This window comes from Sulfurimonas sp. NWX79, assembly GCF_039667035.1.
Lineage (GTDB): Bacteria > Campylobacterota > Campylobacteria > Campylobacterales > Sulfurimonadaceae > Sulfurimonas > Sulfurimonas indica.
Map to the genome: position 1 here is coordinate 169,395 of NZ_JALCZL010000001.1, position 19,501 is coordinate 188,895.

Annotated in this window: 18 protein-coding genes; 16 read left to right on the forward strand and 2 right to left on the reverse strand. The window is 37.3% G+C overall.

What is annotated here, in order from left to right; genetic code table 11:
* Window position 1: 1 nt before the first annotated feature.
* The 6 genes from MNY27_RS00880 to MNY27_RS00905 are packed head-to-tail and all read left to right on the forward strand — an operon-like array spanning window position 2 to window position 4,597.
* Entirely contained in the window at window positions 2-1,216 is a 1,215-nt protein-coding gene (locus MNY27_RS00880; protein ID WP_188109409.1) for a porin, read from the forward strand.
* Window positions 1,217-1,244: 28 nt separating this feature from the next.
* Window positions 1,245-2,150: an MBL fold metallo-hydrolase gene (locus tag MNY27_RS00885; protein WP_152183036.1), complete on the forward strand. Its 906-nt coding sequence runs from the start codon at window positions 1,245-1,247 to the stop codon at window positions 2,148-2,150.
* Window positions 2,143-2,517: a DUF255 domain-containing protein gene (locus tag MNY27_RS00890; RefSeq protein ID WP_152183035.1), complete on the forward strand. Its 375-nt coding sequence runs from the start codon at window positions 2,143-2,145 to the stop codon at window positions 2,515-2,517. The genes MNY27_RS00885 and MNY27_RS00890 overlap by 8 nt, the downstream gene beginning before the upstream one ends.
* Before the next feature lie 11 nt (window positions 2,518-2,528).
* Window positions 2,529-2,963 (forward strand): DsrE family protein, encoded by a 435-nt coding sequence (locus tag MNY27_RS00895; protein WP_152183034.1) that lies wholly within the window; start codon window positions 2,529-2,531, stop codon window positions 2,961-2,963.
* Window positions 2,964-2,974: 11 nt separating this feature from the next.
* Window positions 2,975-3,886, forward strand: a complete 912-nt coding sequence (locus MNY27_RS00900; protein WP_152183033.1) for a DUF302 domain-containing protein — start codon at window positions 2,975-2,977, stop codon at window positions 3,884-3,886.
* A 51-nt stretch (window positions 3,887-3,937) separates the two neighbouring features.
* Window positions 3,938-4,597 carry a hypothetical protein gene (locus MNY27_RS00905; RefSeq protein WP_152183032.1) on the forward strand — a complete coding sequence of 220 codons (660 nt, stop codon included), beginning with the start codon at window positions 3,938-3,940 and terminating at the stop codon, window positions 4,595-4,597.
* Here the strand turns inward: MNY27_RS00905 and lpxB are convergent.
* Window positions 4,594-5,646 (reverse strand): lipid-A-disaccharide synthase, encoded by a 1,053-nt coding sequence (gene lpxB, locus MNY27_RS00910; RefSeq protein WP_152183031.1) that lies wholly within the window; start codon window positions 5,644-5,646, stop codon window positions 4,594-4,596. The two genes, MNY27_RS00905 and lpxB, sit on opposite strands and share 4 nt — an antisense overlap.
* Before the next feature lie 55 nt (window positions 5,647-5,701).
* Between lpxB and MNY27_RS00915 the strand changes: the two genes are divergently transcribed.
* Complete coding sequence (locus MNY27_RS00915) at window positions 5,702-6,892, forward strand: amidohydrolase family protein (protein WP_152183030.1); 1,191 nt, start codon at window positions 5,702-5,704, stop codon at window positions 6,890-6,892.
* Here MNY27_RS00915 and tgt read toward each other — a convergent pair.
* Window positions 6,889-8,007: a tRNA guanosine(34) transglycosylase Tgt gene (tgt, locus tag MNY27_RS00920; RefSeq protein ID WP_152183029.1), complete on the reverse strand. Its 1,119-nt coding sequence runs from the start codon at window positions 8,005-8,007 to the stop codon at window positions 6,889-6,891. The genes MNY27_RS00915 and tgt overlap by 4 nt on opposite strands.
* 96 nt (window positions 8,008-8,103) lie before the next feature.
* On the opposite strand from tgt, the gene efp reads away from it, so the two are divergent.
* The 9 genes from efp (at window position 8,104) to MNY27_RS00965 (ending at window position 19,442) form a co-directional block, all read left to right on the forward strand.
* Window positions 8,104-8,670: an elongation factor P gene (efp, locus tag MNY27_RS00925; protein WP_152183028.1), complete on the forward strand. Its 567-nt coding sequence runs from the start codon at window positions 8,104-8,106 to the stop codon at window positions 8,668-8,670.
* Between the two features lie 321 nt (window positions 8,671-8,991).
* A complete protein-coding gene (locus tag MNY27_RS00930; RefSeq protein WP_188109408.1) occupies window positions 8,992-9,138 on the forward strand; it encodes a hypothetical protein in 147 nt (48 codons plus the stop codon).
* Between the two features lie 388 nt (window positions 9,139-9,526).
* Window positions 9,527-13,141, forward strand: a complete 3,615-nt coding sequence (dnaE, locus tag MNY27_RS00935) for a DNA polymerase III subunit alpha (protein ID WP_152183027.1) — start codon at window positions 9,527-9,529, stop codon at window positions 13,139-13,141.
* Between the two features lies 1 nt (window position 13,142).
* Window positions 13,143-14,405 carry a M18 family aminopeptidase gene (locus MNY27_RS00940; RefSeq protein WP_152183026.1) on the forward strand — a complete coding sequence of 421 codons (1,263 nt, stop codon included), beginning with the start codon at window positions 13,143-13,145 and terminating at the stop codon, window positions 14,403-14,405.
* Window positions 14,406-15,404 carry a HAMP domain-containing sensor histidine kinase gene (locus MNY27_RS00945; protein ID WP_152183025.1) on the forward strand — a complete coding sequence of 333 codons (999 nt, stop codon included), beginning with the start codon at window positions 14,406-14,408 and terminating at the stop codon, window positions 15,402-15,404. It abuts the gene before it with no gap.
* Between the two features lie 2 nt (window positions 15,405-15,406).
* Window positions 15,407-15,727 carry a hypothetical protein gene (locus MNY27_RS00950; RefSeq protein ID WP_152183068.1) on the forward strand — a complete coding sequence of 107 codons (321 nt, stop codon included), beginning with the start codon at window positions 15,407-15,409 and terminating at the stop codon, window positions 15,725-15,727.
* A gap of 9 nt (window positions 15,728-15,736) precedes the next feature.
* The gene (locus MNY27_RS00955; protein ID WP_152183024.1) at window positions 15,737-16,021 is read left to right on the forward strand and encodes a DUF2249 domain-containing protein; all 285 of its coding nucleotides are present in this window, start codon (window positions 15,737-15,739) and stop codon (window positions 16,019-16,021) included.
* Window positions 16,022-16,267: 246 nt separating this feature from the next.
* Window positions 16,268-18,649, forward strand: a complete 2,382-nt coding sequence (locus tag MNY27_RS00960; protein ID WP_246153787.1) for a hypothetical protein — start codon at window positions 16,268-16,270, stop codon at window positions 18,647-18,649.
* A gap of 112 nt (window positions 18,650-18,761) precedes the next feature.
* On the forward strand, window positions 18,762-19,442 hold the full coding sequence (locus tag MNY27_RS00965) for a toxin-antitoxin system YwqK family antitoxin (RefSeq protein ID WP_346391765.1): 681 nt from the start codon (window positions 18,762-18,764) through the stop codon (window positions 19,440-19,442).
* Window positions 19,443-19,501 lie beyond the last annotated feature (59 nt).

Genomic DNA, 19,501 nt, shown 5'->3' on the forward strand with positions numbered 1-19,501 from the left:
AATGAAAAAGAATATGGTTAAATTAGCTGCAGGTGCTGCAGCAGTACTTTTAATGGCGACTTCAGCAGAAGCTGGTTATACAATGAAGAAAAAAGTAGGTGATGTTGATACAAAACTGACTTTCTTTGGTTTTGCTCAGCTTGAGGCTGTTGGTGGAAAAGGTATGCAAATCAAAGAAGCTGGTTCTGTAGATAAAGCAAGCTCTGATATTGCATTTCGTGCACAGCGTATTCGCCTTGGTTGGAAATATGTAGCCGGTAAAGTTCGTGGTAAAGTCTTTTTAGATTTTAATCAAGATCATAGTAGTGCTAATGGTGGTGATGCAACAGATGGTGCAGCAATGCCTAAAATGATTAAAGATGCATTTATCTCTTATGTAGCTGATCCTGCTTTTGTTATTAAAGCCGGTCTTATTAAAATGCCAAATGGTATGAGTTTTACAATGCCAGGATGGAACCTCGATATTGCTGAGCGTGGTTTTGATAAATCTTTAGCATTAGAGAGAAATACTGGTTTGATGATCTCTGGTCGTGGTATTGGTTATGCAGGGAATAAGGTAGATGGTTTTGAAATGGGGCATGAGCGTCCATGGAAAGGTTTTGGTTATGATATTATGATAGCTAACCAAGCAAACAGAAGTTCTGCCGTGAACAGTACAGAGTTTGGTGGAAACTCTTATGCAGTCCGTGGTATGTTTGACTGGACAGAAAAGTTTCATATGGAAGCTTCATATGCAGTAAGTGAAAATGCAGATGGTAATGATGCATTAACTACAAATGGGGAAGATTATTCAAATATCAATGTTGGTATTGATTCAAATCTTGGTAAGTTAAGTTTAAAAGCTGAATTTTTTGATGCTAAAAATATTTTAGGTACAAAAGATTATGATGAAACAGTGTATACTGCAACTGCAGGATATTTCGTAACACCAAAACTAGAGTTGGTTGCAAAACATCTTCAAGGTTCTGCACAAAAAGGTGCAACAGCAAATACTACTAAATTAGGAAATACGTATTTAGGTTTCAACCTTTTCCTATCACAACCATACTCTGATTTCTCTCGTAAAGCAAAACGTGCAAGAAATCAACATAAAGTTGTATTTAACTATATCCTAGCAAGTGGTTCAGGTGCAACTGAGGATGCTACAAGTAAATGGAGTGGTTTAAGTGGTTATAGAGACGATGCATTTATCGCTCAGTACCAGTTTAAATTCTAAAATAGTGTGATAAAAAAGGAGTTATGCTTTGAAGTCATTTTTGTTAAGTATTGTACTTGTAAATTCTCTTCTCTCCTTTGATTACAAACTTCAGCCCAAAGAGGTTAGCAGTGATGTGTTCTGCTTCTTCGGGCTACCAGAAGTGATGGATAAGCATAACAATGGAAACATGGTTAATTCATGTTTTGTTACTATGGGGAGCAGCTATCTTGTGATAGATAGTGGTCCCACATACCAATATGCCGAGCAAGCATATAAAAAAATGCAAAAAATAAAAAATCTTCCTATCTCTTACGTTATAAATACACATATTCATGATGATCATTGGCTTGGTAACAGTTTTTACAAGAAACAAAATGTTACTATTATAGGACCAAGCAGTTTTAAAGAGTTAGCAAAAGAAGAACAAACAAGAATGCAAAGAAGAATCTCTGCAGAAGCATTTCAAGGTACTACACAAGAATATCCAGGTCTATTTGTAGATAATGAAAAAGTTCTAAAGATTGATGGAGAAAAAGTTTTTATAAAAAGTGTAAATAATAAAGCTCATACAGAGAATGATCTTTACGTTTACATTCCAAGTAAAAAAGTTATTTTTGCAGGTGATTTAGTTTTTAATGAGAGGTTGCCATCTCTGCGTGACGGGGACATTAACGGCTGGATAAAAGCTTTGAAAGAGCTACGCTCTTTGGATGTTGTTTATGTGATTGGTGGGCATGGTGAAATGGTAAACAAAAAGGCCATTGATTTTACTTATAATTATCTTGTTACGTTGCGCAAGCAGGTAAAAAAACTGCTCGATGACGGTGAGGATATCGGTGATGTTGTTAATGCAGTTGTTATGCCGGAGTATAAAGGGGTTCCTTTTTATGACTCTATTCACAGACAGAATGTAGAGACAGTTTATAGAACATTGGAGTGGGAAAGTGAATAAAATATTTTTAATTTTAATAAGCGGATTTATATCACTGTTTGCATTGGAGTTTCATACATACGAAGAGGCTCTGAAACTACAGAAAAAAAATGCTAAACTCATTATGATTGATGTGGTACGAAGTGATTGTCATTATTGTAAGGATATGCAAAGAGAAGTTTTTGATAACAAAGAGATGTCTACATGGTTAGAGAAACGTTTTATTCCTGTAAAGCTCAATCTTGATTTTGATGAGCTGCCACTGGGTATTCATGTTTACTTTACACCAACATTTTTCTTTGTAGATTCGGATCAACAAATCATTAAGAAGATTCCGGGTTCTTGGAACATTCAAGATTTTAAAGATTTGACAAAAAATATAAAATAAAGGCACATTTGATGAAAAAATTTACACTCATTTTACTTAGCTTTTGTATTCTCTTATTTGCAGATACAGAGTATGCAGACCCAAAGCCTTCGATTGACAATCCAAGACAAATTGTCTTTTCTGTCACAGAAGATTCTCCGCATGCTCTTGATCATATACTGAGTGTCGCAAACAATGTACTGAAGTTTTACGGACCGGAAAAAGTAGAGATGAAAATCGTTGCTTATTCCAAAGGTCTTGCACTGCTGTACAAACGTAACCGGACAACTGCTATACGTGTAGATGCTTTAATGCAGTACGATGTAGAGTTCGTTGCCTGTGGTAATACGATGCGAACACTCAAAGTAAAAGAAGAAGACCTGATAGAGGGCTCTGTAATTGTGACAGCTGGTGTAGTTGAACTTTTAGAGAGTGTAAAAGCAGGTTGGATTTATATTAAACCATAAGGATAACAGATATGAAAAAGATATTACTATTTGCAGTTGCACTCCTTTGTGCTGTTTCACTCCACGCAAAGGGTGATTTGAATATTTTTAGTGTTGATAATGCTAAAGGAAAAATTACATCTGATACGATTGCCAAAACTTTAGAGAAGAATGGTTTTGGGATTGATCTTATCAGTAAGATGAACGGACCATTTAAGATTCAGTTTAAACAAACTGACTTTACGATCTTTACATTGATGACAGTGCATCACACTAAACTAGCAGCTGATCTGCTTGTGAAGTATCCACAAGCCGGAGCACTTACACCAATGGGTGTAGGAATTTACCAAAAAAAGGGCGACAATATTCTCTATGTCTCTATTTTAACAGCGGATGCGCAGAGAAAAATCTTAGGAATTGACTCTAAAATCCTTGATGCTATTGATAATGATCTTATCAAAGCACTTAAAATCGCACTGCCGGGTGCTATAATGAAAGAGAGTGAAGATTCACTCAAAACAGCACATGATTTAGTGACAACATATGAACTAGACCTTGATGGGGAAGATTGGGAAGATGCAAAAGATGAGTTTGAGATGAGTCTTGAAGAGTCTTTCAAACCGTATGGTTTTGTGACGGCAGCAACACAGGATTTGACATTCTTGGATGATAAGATTGAAGAAGTGTATGATTTTTACGATACATACTCTATCTGTAAATTAAAAGTTATCTACACAGTAGCAAAATCACGTCCGGAAGCTTCGGCATTTGCACCATGTACAACAATGGTCTATAAGAAAAAAGATGAAGATAAAATCGTAGTAGGTTTTCCATCGGTTTACAACTGGATGAGCTCTGCAAGAGTAGAAGACAAAGCTGCGAAAAAAGAGCTTTTAAAAGCACAGAGTGATTTTGAGTCAATTTTAAAAGAGCTTACTGAATAATTTATGGCATATATGGGTATAATTTCAAAATATACCCATATAGGAAGCTAAATGCCTGCTGCTACAATTTCAATCAAACCAAATAACCATCGTATTTATCAATGTCCACAAGATAAAAAAGAAGATCTTTTAAATAAGATCATAGAAGAAAATAGTAATGAAGATATTTTAGTTGTCTGCTCAGCTAAGCCTGAAGCTTTAAAAGCAAAGTTACAAAATCAAAATATCAGAGTGATCGAAGACAGAGGACTCGTAAAAAACAAAGATCTCAAATGTGACTTTTTAATCAGTTATGATATGCCGATAGAAGCGATTGTTTATATGGCAAGAGTTTCAAAAGCTATAAAGAGAGCTGTAATGCTCTTAGATGAGCGTGAACAAAAAGCACTGCATAATATAGAGAGACTGCTTGGACGTGCAATTAAACAAGAACAGGTTACAGGATTTGAATATCCTCAAAAAACTTCTTTATCATCAGATAAGCCCGTAAGAAAAAAACTCTCAAAAGATGAGATCAAAGAAGTTGCGAAGAAACGTTATGAAAAGTCTACGCAGGAAAAACCAAAATTTGACAAGCCACAGTTTGAAAAACCAAAGCGTGAGTTTCAAAGTGATGATAAAAAAGATGACAAATGGGCAAAAAAGAAAAAAGCACCTAAAGTTATAGGTAAAAAGATTAGTATTAAAGCTCGTAAACCAAAAGAGGACTAAGCTTCTTCGATAACTTGAACAACTCTTTTTGAACTGCCATGTTGCAAATACTTACGCAGAGCTTTAGAGTTTTGTAAAAAGTGTGTAGTGTCATACTCTTTATAACTTTTTAGAAGATTCTCTACAGTTACCGCATCTTGTAAAAACTCCGGATGAATCTCCACCCCTTTAAACTTCTCAAACATAATATTTGCAAGTCCTACGTGAGAGAGCTTTACAACACGACTCCCGATGAAATAATCCAAAGGTTTTGCTTTATAAGCCAAGATAAAAGGTGTACCGATAAGAGCAGCTTCAAGCGTTGCAGTACCACTGCAGATAAATGCAAAATCAGCCTCACGCAGGGTTTGGTGTGCGCCATGACGTACTTCAAAGTTTGAGAGATCTCCATAAAGCTCTTTAATATCTTCATCTGAAAAATATTCAGGAATGATAACTGTAGCTTTTTTTATCTCACGCAGCTCTTTACGTAACTCTTGAAATATCGGCATCAATCGTTTAATCTCACCCTTACGGCTTCCTGGCATAAAGGTAATATGTTCTATTTCTTTTACATTTTCCTCTTTAAACTCTTTAATCTGGTCAAGCAGAGGATGCCCTACATACTCAATCGGTGCATCTTTTGGATAGTAAGAAGGCTCAAACGGTAAAATAGAGCAGAGGTGGTCTATGGTATGTGTTAAGACAGGGATGCGTTTTTTCTTCCATGCCCAGGCCTGAGGCAAAATGTAGTAGATAATCTCTTTGTCCGGATATCTCTTTTTTATCTTTTTTGCAAGGGGGAGATTAAATCCTGATGAGTCAATAAGCAGGACTTTGTCAGCTTCACGAGAGAGCTCTACCATTTCATCTGCAAGCTTGAAAAAGAAGCGCAGTTTTTTGAGTGCATCAACGATGCCCATAATGGCCAAACTTCTTAAATCTACGATAGGCTTGCCAAGATCACTGTCAAATATACCCATGAGTTCTGTATCCTCACGCAACTCATTTTTTAAAGATTTGAGATGAACATTTGCTGAGTGTTCAAGTGCGGATACAAGAATTTTCATGAGTTTTAAGCCTTAATCATTTATAATGCTGTAATTATATCGAAGGTGTACTGCAATGTTGATAAAAAATGCGATAGTTTGTGATGTAGATGGTGAGAGAGAAGTTGATGTACGGATTGAAAATGATCTTATTGTAGAGATAGGTAAGGGACTCAGTGACAGTGAAACAGTAGATGCACAAGGTGCCTATCTGCTTCCATCTCTGATAGATCTCAATGTTCGCCTAAAAGATTCACAGCTTAACTCAAAAAGTATTACAGCAGTAGCACAGGAAGCCAAACAAGGTGGAGTAGGGCATATTGTCCTTAATGCTGACAGCACGCCTGCCATAGATGATGAAGTGGTTTTAGAGTTTGCGCAAAATTCCATCAAGACAATCGATGATGTTCAAGTGGATTTGATGCTCAATGCCTTAAAAGAAGATATGACACTCTCAAATATCGCGATTCTTTTGAAAAAAGGAGTCATCGCTCCTTATATGAGTACTATTGCAAAAAATAACATTGCCATTAAAATTGCTGAGTATGTGCAGATGTATGGTGTGACACTTTTTTGTAAAGCAGAAGACAACTCACTCATTAATGCGGGTGTGATGCTTGATGGTGATGTAAGCTCCCGTCTTGGACTTGCAGGTATTCCAGAGCTCTCTGAAGTATTGCATGTCTCACGTATGATAGAGATTGCAAGATATTTTGACATTAAAATCCTTTTTAAATCGATCGCATCTCCTCGTTCAGTTGAGTTGATTGCCAAGGCAAAGGAGGAAGGTGTGGATGTTGCCTGTGAAGTCTCACTGCATCATCTAGTGCACTCTGATGAAGCATGTGAAGGCTTTAATACTACAGCAAAGCTTAATCCACCTCTTGCATCAAAAAATGATATGACGGCTCTGTGTGAGGCACTTAAAAACGGACTTATTGATACATTGACAACTCTTCACCAGCCAAATTCTCCGGTAAACAAGGAAGTAGCATTTTATGATGCTGCATATGGATGTGAAGCACTGAGTGATGCACTGCCACTTTACTATACGAAGTTAGTAAAAAGCGGGTTGCTTTCAATGCGTGAGCTTCTAAAACTGACAGTTGAAAATCCAGCCAAAAATATAGCTCTTCAAGCTGGAAAAATAGAAGTAGGAGAGCGTGCTGATTTAGTCCTATTTGATATCAGTAAAAAGTACAAAGTGAAAAACCAGCAGTCACTTTACAACGGAGAAGAGTTAGTTGGAGAAGTTAAAAGTATCTAACTTCTCTTGGCATAAAACTCTTTTTTATACTCTGAAAATCTATCTTCTAAAATAGCCTCACGTACCTCACGCATCAAGTTCAAGTAGTAGTGGAGATTGTGAATTGTAGCAAGTCTGAAGTATGTTATCTCACGTGAGCGAAAGAGATGGTTAATATAAGCGCGTGAGTAGGTCTTACAAGTGATACATTCACACTCAGGATCAATAGGAGCTTCATCTTCTTTATACTTTGCACCTTTGATATTGAGCTTTCCAAAAGAGGTAAAGAGTGTGCCGTTTCTTGCATTTCTTGTTGGCATAACACAGTCAAACATATCGATACCGCGTTCGATGTTCTCTATCAAATCCTCTGGTGTCCCAACACCCATAAGATAGCGTGGCTTATCTTCTGGCATATACTGAGTTGTGTGTTCTACTGTGTCATACATCTCATTATTAAGCTCACCTACAGAGAGACCTCCAATGGCAAAACCGTCATAATCAAGTGCACAGAGTTCTGTTGCACTTTTTGTACGGAATGCTTTGTCCGTTCCACCTTGGATGATAGCAAAGATATTTTGATCAACACCGATACCCTCTTTTTGTTTTGCACGAAAGTACTCTATAGACTCTTTTGCCCATGCAGTTGTCCGTTCGATAGAGAGCTTGATGCGCTCCTGAGTAGCAGGAAGTGCTACAAGGTCATCTAAAATCATCATAATATCAGAACCAAGATTATGCTGGATGTCGATAACTTTTTTTGGAGTAAAGAAGTGCTTGCTTCCATCTATATGGCTACGAAATTCAATACCGTCTGTTTTTGGCTTACTCATATCAGAAAGAGAAAATGCCTGAAAACCACCGCTGTCTGTTAAAAAGCTTTTTGGGTACTTTGTAAAACCGTGTAGTTTTCCCATTTTTGCCACCGTTTTGTCTCCGGGACGCAGATACATATGGTAGGTATTTGCCAAAATGATTTCAGCACCGAGCATATCCAAAACATCATGGACATCAAGTGATTTTACACTCCCAACAGTACCAACAGGCATAAATACAGGGGTCTTGATAGTTGAATGTGCAGTCTCAATCGTAGCGGCACGTGCTTTGCCACTCGTAGCTTCTAAAATAAATTTCATAAAAATAAATTCCTATTTTTTAAATAATGGTGCAATTATAACATTCTAAGCACTTTTATTGTAAAATCTATTAAAATATTTTTTAAAGGTGTATAAATGGCAACTATCGGTATGGGCGATATCAAAAAGAACGTTCGTTTAATAGTAAACGGAGTTCCTTATAAAGTTGTAGAGTTTCAACATGTAAAACCAGGTAAAGGTGCTGCATTTGTTCGTATGAAAATCAAGAGTTTTTTAAATGGTAAAGTTGTTGAGAAGACTGTTCACGCAGGTGATAAATTTGAAGTACCTGAGATCACGTACAAAACGATGCAATATCTTTATGATGATGGTGAGATGTATCAGTTTATGGACAATGAAACATATGATCAGCTTGGTCTCTCTTACGAGCAGTGTGATGATGCTGCAAAATGGTTCAAAGATGGAATCAATGTGGATATCATCTTCTATAAAGGTGATGCTATCTCTGTTGCAGCACCAGAAATTATGGAGTTTGTTATCACAGAAACTCCACCAAACTTCAAAGGGGATACTTCAAGCGGAAGTAAAAAACCGGCAACACTGGAGAGTGGTGCGGTCATTCAAGTACCATACCATGTTTTAGAGGGTGATACTGTCAAAGTAAATACGGTTGATGGTGAGTATTTAGAAAAAGTAAAATAATAAGAGTTATTTTACTGAATTTTAGGGAAAAATAAAATGTACTTAGCAACAAAGAACTGCCAAAATTAGGATTTTTATATTTAGATTATGTACTGCGTTTTTTTGACCACTCTAACTTTAAAGGGTGGCCAAACAAGATAGAGACGGTAACATATCACTGGAAAAATGATAAAGATCGTTTTATCAAAGAGGTTAAACGTAAGAAGATTGATGTTTTCATCGGAAACATTCCTGCAACTGCATATGAGACATTTCGTGAGATTGCACGTGAGCTTCCTCATGTACGCTTCATCCCATCACTTACTATAAGGTAAGAAAAAAGTGAAAAAAATCGTTGAACACTTTGGAAGTGTTGATGATGTTGTTGGTGTTATCCATCAAAATCCATCAATACTCGAAGAGGTAAAAGGTATCACTTCAAAACTTGTTAAAAGAATAGAAAAAGCTTGGAAAAAACTTCTTAAATAACTCTCTTTTTTCCTCCCACATTCTGTGTGGGAACTTCTTTAAAATTCTTACTCCACATTAAGCAAAATTTACTATAATCAGCAATAGACTTCTTGTATAATTTCTATATGTCTCAACATATTATAGATTATAGAGAGTTTTAATCAAGGCAGATGTTCTCAAGCGTAGCCAAAGCTACGGTTGGGGTTATCTAACGCAGAGTAAAGCTCTCTATAATATGCCCATAGGGAGAGCTAAGAAGCAGCAACCTTGCACAAAAAAATATTTTCACTTTAGCTATAGCTAGGCTGAAAAATTTGTTTTGCACAATCTTACTACTTCTTAGCTCCTTGAGACATATAGAAATTATACAAGAAGTCTATAAAATTTAAGATTTTTAGGATAAAAATTGAGCGCACAACTTCCTTTTACACATTTACATTTACATACAGAATATTCACTCTTAGACGGTGCCAACAAACTCTCAAATCTGGTAAGCCGTGTAAAAGAGCTTGGTATGACTTCTGTAGCAATGACAGACCATGGAAATATGTTTGGTGCCATTGATTTTTACAAGCAGATGAAAGATGCAGGTCTTAAGCCCATTATCGGGATGGAAGGCTACATCCATAACGGTGAGACTCTGGGTGACAAGTCTACAAAACAGCGTTTTCATATCTGCTTGTACGCTAAAAATAAAAAGGGTTATGAGAACCTGATGTATCTCTCTTCAAAAGCTTTTATAGAGGGATTTTACTACTTTCCTCGTATCAATAAAAAAGAGTTGCGTGAGCATAGTGAAGGGCTTATCTGTACATCTGCTTGTCTGCAAGGCGAAGTAAACTGGCATCTTAACTTGCAAAATGAGAGAAATGTCAAAAATGGAGCACTCGGCTATGAGGGTGCACTTGAAGTTGCACGTGAGTATCAGGATATCTTTGGAGATGATTTTTATCTTGAGCTTATGCGTCACGGTATCGGAGACCAGCTCTACATTGATGAACAGATCTTAAAGATATCACGTGAGACGGGCATCAAAGTCGTAGCAACAAATGATACACACTATACATATCCTGATGATGCACAGTATCATGAGGCATTTATGTGTATCGGGATGAATAAACTCTATGATGACCCAAACAGAATGCGTCACTCAGTCCATGAGTTCTACATCAAATCTCCTGATGAGATGGCACGCCTTTTTGCCGATATCCCAGAAGCACTACTGCATACGCAAGAGATTGTAGATAAGTGTGAAGATTTTGTCCCTATTGTAAAGACTCCTACACCGCCACACTTTAAATTCACGCAAGAGTATGCGAAGGCAGAGGGACTTGATATTAACAATGAAGATGATGCTCCACTACCTGATGATGCAAGTGAAGAGGAGAAGAAAAAGTGGATGAGTGCGGCTGATAAAAATGATGCCGCGTACTTTGTCTACAAATGTAAAGAGGGACTTGAAGAGCGTCTTAAAATCGTACCACCAGAGCGTCATGAAGAGTACAGAAAACGGCTTGATTTTGAGATGGATATCATCAACTCAATGAAATTTCCGGGTTATATGATGATCGTTTGGGACTTTGTTAAAGAGGCCAAAAAGATGGGAATCGCTGTTGGACCTGGTCGAGGGAGTGCAGCAGGAAGTCTTGTTGCCTATGCCTTAGAGATTACAGACATTGACCCGATGAAGTATGATCTGCTCTTTGAGCGTTTTTTAAATCCTGAACGTGTAAGTATGCCCGATATCGATATGGACTTTATGCAGGCACGCCGTGGCGAGGTGATTGACTATGTTGTAAAAAAGTATGGACGTAATCAAGTAGCACAAATCATTACTTTTGGTTCGCTTCTTGCAAAAGGGGTTATCCGCGATGTCGCCCGTGTTCTTGATATGCCGCTCTCTCAAGCAGACAAAATGGCAAAACTCATCCCTGATGAGCTTGGAATCACGCTTAATGGAAAGACTAAAAAAGGTGAGTTTATTGAGGGTGCTTTTCAAAAAGAGCCAAAGCTTCAAGAGCTGGTAGAGTCAGACCCTCAAGCCAAGCGTGTTTGGGAGTTTGCTAAAAAACTCGAAGGTCTAAAACGTAACTCGGGAATGCATGCAGCAGGTGTTGTTATAAGTAATGAAGAGCTTTGGAAAAAGACACCGATCTATAAGCCAAGCGGGGAAGATACTTTTGTAACACAATATTCACTGAACTATTTAGAGGATGTTGATCTGATCAAGTTTGACTTCTTGGGACTCAAAACACTCGATGTTATTCAAAATGCTGTCAAACTTATTAAACGTCGATATGATGTAGATGTTAACTGGCATACGATTGATGAGAATGATCCAAAAGTGTATGAGATTATCCGAAGCGGTGATACTGTCGGGATGTTCCAGATAGAATCTTCCGGTATGCAAGACCTAAACCGTCGTTTGAAACCTGACAGCTTTGAGGATTTGATCGCGGTATTGGCACTTTATCGTCCGGGACCGATGGAGTCAGGAATGCTTGACAGTTTCGTTGAACGTAAGCATGGTCGTGAGAAGATAGAGTATACCTTTGACTCTATGGAGCCGATCCTTAAAAATACCTACGGGGTCATCGTTTATCAAGAACAGGTTATGCAGATCGTTCAGACCATTGGTGGTTTTTCTCTTGGGTATTCTGACATTATCCGTCGTGCTATGGGTAAGAAAAAAGATATGGCCGTCTACAATGCCGAGTTCTCTGAGGGTGCTGCAAAACAGGGGTATGATTATGAAAAAGCGAGTAAGCTTTTTGATTTGATTGAGAAGTTCGCGGGTTATGGTTTTAACAAATCTCACTCAGCAGCATATGCGATGGTTACCTTTCAGACAGCATGGCTCAAAACATACTATTCAAATGAGTTTATGGCGGCACTTTTAACATCTGATAAGGACAATACAGACAAAGTTGTCCGATACATCGATGAAGTAAAACGTATGGGGATTGAGCTTTCCCCTCCAGATATCTGTGATTCACAATTAGAATTTTCTGCAATTAACAAAGATGGACAAGAGGTCATTTTATTTGGACTTGGTGCTATCAAGGGAGTCGGTGAGGCTGCCGTTGAAGCGATGCTCGAAGAACGTGAAGAGAATGGTGACTATGTCAGTTTGGAAGATTTTGTAAACAGAATCGAGCCTTCTAAAGTAAACAAGCGTGTTATAGAGTCTATCATTAAAGCCGGTGGATTTGATAGATACGGCTACTCACGTAAGGCACTCTTAGATCAGATAGAACTCATCATTGAGACTGCGAAAAAAGCGAGCGAGGCAAAGAAAAATGCCATGGGTTCTCTCTTTGGTGATGATGCGGAGATCACAACGGTAAAACTAGAACTCACTAACTCAGATGAGTATGAACTCAAAGAGATTTTAGAGTTTGAAAAAGACACACTTGGTTTTTATGTATCGGGTCACCCGATGGATGAGTACCGTGAGATATTAGATGAGTTAAACTATACACTCTCATCCGAATTAGAGAGCATTAAAGATGGTTCATTTGCGATATTTATCGGTAAAGTCGAAGAGATTCAGAGAAAGATATCCAAAAAAGGAAATCAGTTTGGTATAGTGAATCTGATGGACTTCCATGGAAATATTGATATTATGCTCTTTTCAGACAAGTTAGAGCAACTCGAAGCGATGGACCTTGAAGAGCCGGTTGCTTTTAAAGCACGCATTACCCATACAGACTTTGGTCCGCGTTTGAATGTAACGAAAATCATGACGCTCAAAGATGCAAAAAGAGAGACAAAAAAGGTAAAAACAGAGATCCAGGAAGCTCCGCCTGAGCCGGTCAATCTTGCCGTGAGACTCTCTAGTGATTTTGATGTCTTAGAAAATCTTTACAGCATAATTCGCCAACATCCAGGTAACAGACCACTTAAAGTTACCATTGTTTCAAAACTGCATAATGTTGTCATCGATTCAGCTATTCGCGTGGGACCGAGTCTCATTAGTGCACTTGATGGTAATGAATATGTGGATATTTTAGGAGCTTAGAATGAACAAGCAAGATTTTAACGAAGGACTTTTAGGATTTTTAGATGCTTCTCCTACGCCTTTTCATGCAACACAAAATATGGCTGCAATGTTTAGTAATGCCGGCTTTAAAGAGTTGCGTGAGGATGAAAAATGGAAGCTTACGGCTGGAGAGAAATACTATGTAACACGCAATGATTCCAGTATCATTGCTTTTACCTATCCAAAAGAAGAAAAAAACTATTTGATGATTGGTGCACATACAGATTCACCAAACCTAAAACTCAAGCCAAACCCTGTAATCAAAGAGCATGGAGTTGTAAAGTTTGGTGTTGAGAGTTATGGGGGACTGCTTTTAAACCCTTGGTTTGACAGAGATCTTTCAATTGCGGGAAGAGTTAGCTACTTAGATGCAGACGGCAGTGTGCAAAGCAGTCTTATCAATATAGAAAAAAAGATAGCAACGATTCCCTCTTTGGCAATTCATCTGGATGATAAGGCAAACAAAGAAAGAACTGTAAACAAACAGACTGATGTATGCCCTATTTTGACAACAAATGAAGATTTCGATTTTAATGATTTTATACTGTGGCAGCTTGATAAGATAGGTGTAAAGAGTGTAAAAGAGATCTATGCACATGAGCTTAGTTTTTATGATACGCAAAAAGCCTCTTTTGTAGGACTTCGTGATGATTTTATCAGCAGTGCAAGACTTGATAATCTGCTCTCTTGTTATGTGGGGATGTTGGCACTTTGCAGTGTTGATGCGAGCAAGCCAATGCTTTTTATTGCAAGTGACCATGAAGAAGTTGGCAGTGAGACGACAAGTGGAGCAGGGGGAAGCTTCCTTGAAAACACATTGCGACGTCTCTTTGATGATTATGAAGAGTATGTGGAACTGACCCGAAGTTCGATGATGATCAGTGCAGACAATGCTCACGCAATCCATCCAAACTATCCAAGCAAACATGACAAAGAACATGCTCCATATATGAACGCAGGTGTAGTTATTAAAATCAATGCAAATCAGCGTTATGCAACAAACAGTGAGACAATGGCAAAGTTTTTAAAAGTTGCAGAGGAATTAGGTCAGAATGTACAAAAGTTTGTAACACGCTCAGATATGGGATGTGGCTCTACAATCGGACCAATCACGGCAACACGCATCGGTATTGAGACCATTGATGTGGGACTGCCGACACTTGCAATGCATTCTATCCGTGAGCTTGCAGGCAGCGATGATGCACATTCACTCTATAAAATTTTGGTAGGGTTTTCACTCTAGATGGCAACAATCACTCCAGAAGAGCTTAATCTTTTAATCGAGCAGACCTATAAAGTAGAAAACGAGTTTAATGAGCTTAAAGCCTCGTATGCACATCTGCAAGATACCGTTGAGAAAGTTGTGGAGTTTTTACCAAATGCTATATGGATACTTAACAGTGAGGATTCAACGGTATTTCTACAAAATTCTCACGCAAGAGAGCTATGGCAGCTTTTAAAGCTTTTGGAATATAAAGAAGAAGATTATGAGGTAAAGCATAACAACCACTCCTACCTTATAAAAAGCTCCAGTTATAAAGACAAAGTGATGCTCTCTGCGACAGACATTACAGAACAAAAGAGAAAAGAGAACTTAGCTACGATGGGACAGATGGCAGCACATCTCTCACATGAGATTCGTAATCCTATAGGAGCTATCTCTTTGATGAGCTCAACACTTAAAAAAAGAGTAATTCCAGAAAATATTCCTATTGTTGAAGAGATACAAAAATCTGTACATCGCATAGAGCGTATTATCAAAGCGACATTGATGTTCTCCAAAGGTGTTGAGGCACAAAAAAAAGAGTTTTTATGGAGTGAGTTAAAAGAATCACTTGATATGTCGATAGATTACTATGGATACTCGAAAGATATTACATTTATATTTCCTCAGAATGATTTTAAGATTTTTGGAGATAAAGACTTATTGGAGATGCTTTTTTCCAATTTCATCACAAATGCTATCGATGCGATAGAAGCTGATGAAAAAGAATACGGTGTTGTAGAAATAGAGCATAAGGTAGAAGATAAAAAGCATATCTTTACCATTTATGACAGTGGGATTGCCATTGAGAAGAAAGGGGATCTTTTTGAAGCATTTAAGAGTACAAAACTTAAAGGAAATGGCTTAGGCTTAGTACTTTCGAAACAGATTGCTGAAGTGCATAAGGGTAGTGTGGAGCTTTGTGATGGTTTAGATAAATGTTTTAAAATCACTATTCCAGTAGAAGAGGAGGGATGAAAATGTTAATGACACATGAAAATATTATTACTCTTTTAGACCATGTAACGATTGACGCCTCAACTGTTGTGTGTCACTTTAAATGCCCTGAAACAAACAACAGCATTGTTTCTGCAGTTGCTTTTGAACCATATGATGGAAAAATTGTTTTAACATGGAAAGAGATTCTGTTCCATCCGATAAAATCATATAACAGGTACTATCATACCCCTATAGTCATATATGGTAAAGAGTGTAAAGAGACGATTGTGCTCAAAGCTTTTAAGCAGGTTTCAAACAATTTTATTTGGAATCAACAAAAGCAGAAATATATCTGTAACTAAGGTAGAACAGTGAAGAAAGAAAAAGTAGCGATTCCAATGACTACATTGGATTTTTATAAATATGAAGAAGATGGAATAACGTACTATGAGTTTGATGCTACAGAATGCTCTCCACCTGAACCTATGGTAAATACTATGAATGCTCTAAGAATGATTCAAAATGAAAACCAAAGGCTTGTCGGAAGATTTTTCCATGAGCCGACACCGCTTTATGCAAAGATAGCGCAGTTCTTTTCATACGAAGCCAAAGAGTTGGAAAATGGTGATTACAAAATCACCTTTAAGAAACTTTAAAACCCTACTAATTTAAAAGAAAACTTTACCTGAAAATCATACAAAATCTAGAAGTATATTTTAAGTTATAAGCTTTCTAAATCACTTCTATAAGCCACTTTAAATAAACTTGTCACAAAATTATCACATAAGTATTATTTATATACAAATTTTATACAAATATAAGTTTTTCTTTTTTGTTTAATCTTCAATTAAATTATAAAATGTGATACTAAGCGTGAATTTACAACAAAGGGGAGAGAGACTATGACAAAAAATATATTAGTTTCTATGGCTGCATCAGTTGCATTTATGTCTATGACGGCGACTGCTGCTTTGGCTTATGACAAAAATCCACCGTTTTCGTTAAATAAGCTGAAGAAGTACACGGAAGTAGATGCAAATGGAAAAAAGAGTATTGGATATGAACCAAAAAATGAATACAATGTTTTTATCAACTATGAACTTGGTATGCACTGTGTTGGTTTTTCTATGGATTATTGTTGTGTGATTCCACCATATAACTCGATTCAAGCTCAGGCTGTTGCAAGTGGAAAAAGTGGTAAGTTACCAAAGCTTTTATCACCGGATGATGATGTGAAGCTTTACTATTATACGAAGGACAATTCGTATAGTGAAGGTAACAAAATGAAGTACTGGACAGTACGAAAAGATGCTGATGGTGATGGGCACCTGGATTCTGCCGGTGATAATGTTGCAAACTATGTTTGGACACACCTATTTATCTATAAAGATCTAGAGGGGACTATTCCTGCAGGTGCCGGAGATAAAGACAGATTACGCATTGGTCGTCAAGTGCCTGTTAGAATTGATGCTGGGCCTTCTGGTAAACCGATGTCTGGAGGTTACTTAGAGTATGCAGGAAAAAATGGTGGTAATGTTGTAATGACAGATACACTGGTTCCACCTGTTAAAAATGTAAAACTGGTGCTTACCGCTTCACATCTTTGGGATGCACTCGGTCTTCCACTTACTGCATTTAATGATTCAACAAGAAAAGGAACAATTCGTTCTGTAACAGAGAAGGATTTTCAACCGTTCCAATACTCAACTGTTGAGATGCATGACAGAACAGGTAAAAGTATGAAAAATGCGGATGGTAGCAGTGTTTCATATTTTGGTACAAACCCAGTTGATATTCCAAACTGTTATGCATGTCACTCAAGAAACGGTAAAGCTGCTCAAATGGCAAGAGATGAAGGTCTGGATTACTCTGATAAAGAGTATAAATACTGGAAATCTTATCCGGATGAAAGTGAATATATGGCTCGTTTAGCAGAAGCATCGATCAATATTCTTTCTCTGCATGATGCACACCATAAAACAAACTTTTTACGTGATTATCAAGCAGATGCTTCTGGTAACAGACTTGGAAAAGTAGGTATGGTAAACTGTGCAGACTGTCATGGTGATAATGTTTCAGGTAACTTGCAAGAGCCACGTCCAACGGCAACAGGTTACAAAGCTGTTAAAGCAAAACCGCTCTCAGAAGCGATTCATGGCTTTCACTTGGGTATGGTACCTATGCCTGATGGTGCCGGTAGAAGTCAATCTTGTCAATCATGTCACCCAACACACTTCCAAAATCCAAATATGAACGATGACTCTAACCCATTTAGAGTTACAGACAGATATGGTGAAGGTAGATTTAACAAAGGTGATATTAGAAAATCTGGTGGTGGATGTTATGTAAGACGTGACGCACACTCAAATCCAAATGCGAAACCGCCTTTCTTCTTAAATGCTTATGGAAAATGGCAATACAAAAATGTCTCTCTTAAAGATGAGCATGGAAAAGATGCAGGAGAACTTCGTGGACTTTACTGTACAAACTGTCATACAAAAGTGGCACAAGCTTTCCAGAACTATGATGACATTCAGCATGACAGTACACAAGAAGGGAAAACTTTAAGAAACAAAACACTTAAAGAGATGATTGAAGTGATTGCAAATGGTAATAAGAAAAGATTTGCAGAACTTGCTGACCCTAAAACAACAGGTAAAAATGAGGTTATGAAGTACTATACTGAGCATAAATCTGCAACACTTGTTAAAAATGTTGGTAAAGATGGTAAGCTTGACTTGAAACCTTGGAATCATCCAAAAGGTGGAAAAGTACCATATGCAGCAGCATCTGGTGGAAATGACTGGTGGTTGGCAGCTTCTGAGCCACACTGTGCGGATTGTCACTTGGCTCCGTTTGTAGAAAGTGAAACAGGTGGAAAATATTTCCCAATTGACCTGCCAAACAAATACTCTCTCTACAGATACTCAAAAGGTCATGGAGATATTGCATGTCAAACATGTCATGAGTCAACACACGGACTTTACTCTACAAGATATGACGGTAAAGAGCGTTCAGTTGATGTGACAACACATGAACAAGCATTACAATACTCACCTGATGGAAAATATGCAGGTCCTGTAACATGTTCAGCATGTCACACAGTAAATAAAAAAGGTGTTCCATTACAACTTAAAGATACAGAGTATGCAAATGACTACTGGGCTTCAGTAACATTGGCGCACTTTATGAGAAGTGGAGATCAAAAACTTTCAGTAAAAGAGTTGGTGAAAAAATATCCGTACAAAAAATCTTCTAATATCGTTAAAAAAGGATGGAAATAATTCCTCCTTTTTGCTTCCCTTTTTCTTAAGGGAAGCATTATTATTTTGCTCAAAGTATATACAAGTATATTTTTACTAAAATAATCTTCAGATAAAAAATCAAGGAAATTTCATGACAAAAATCTATTTTAAATCTTTTGTATTACTATCGTTTCTTTCCGCTACAACAGTGAATGCAGAGCTTGTGAAAAGTTATTTTAATACGGGTGAACTCAAAGCTGAAACAAACTATGTGGATGGAACAAATACAGATATAAAAGAGGGCATAAAAAATGGTTTGGAGAAGATATACTATATAGAGGGTGGTCTTGCATACAGTGTCAACTATATCAACAACAAACGTGACGGAAAACTGACTTGGTATGATAAAAAAGGCAGAAAAATCGCAGAGATGTTTTATAAAAATGGAAAACTTGAAGGACCTGAGACAGCATATTTTCAAAATGGAAAAGTAAAGTATAGAGTGAATTATGTTAATGATAAAAAAGAGGGACTACAAAAAGAGTATTATGACAATGGAGTTCTCGCTTTAGTTGTGCCTTATAAAAACAATAAAAAAGAGGGTATTCAAAAAGAGTCCACCTTTGAGGGGAAACTTTATAGTGAAGTGCTATATAAAAACAACTATAAAGAGGGTGAACAGAAGTGGTATGACTCTCAAGGAAATATTGTCAAAAGAGAACTTTTCAAGATGGATAGACCTGTCAATGTTATGAAAGAGATACTGGCAAAAAAAGAGACATCGGATATTATGATAAATAGTATCGATTTTTCTCCTAAAAAACCTAAATAGTATCAAAATATCTTTTTATATACTTTTTATTAGCTAATATTGACTAAAATAATTTTTTT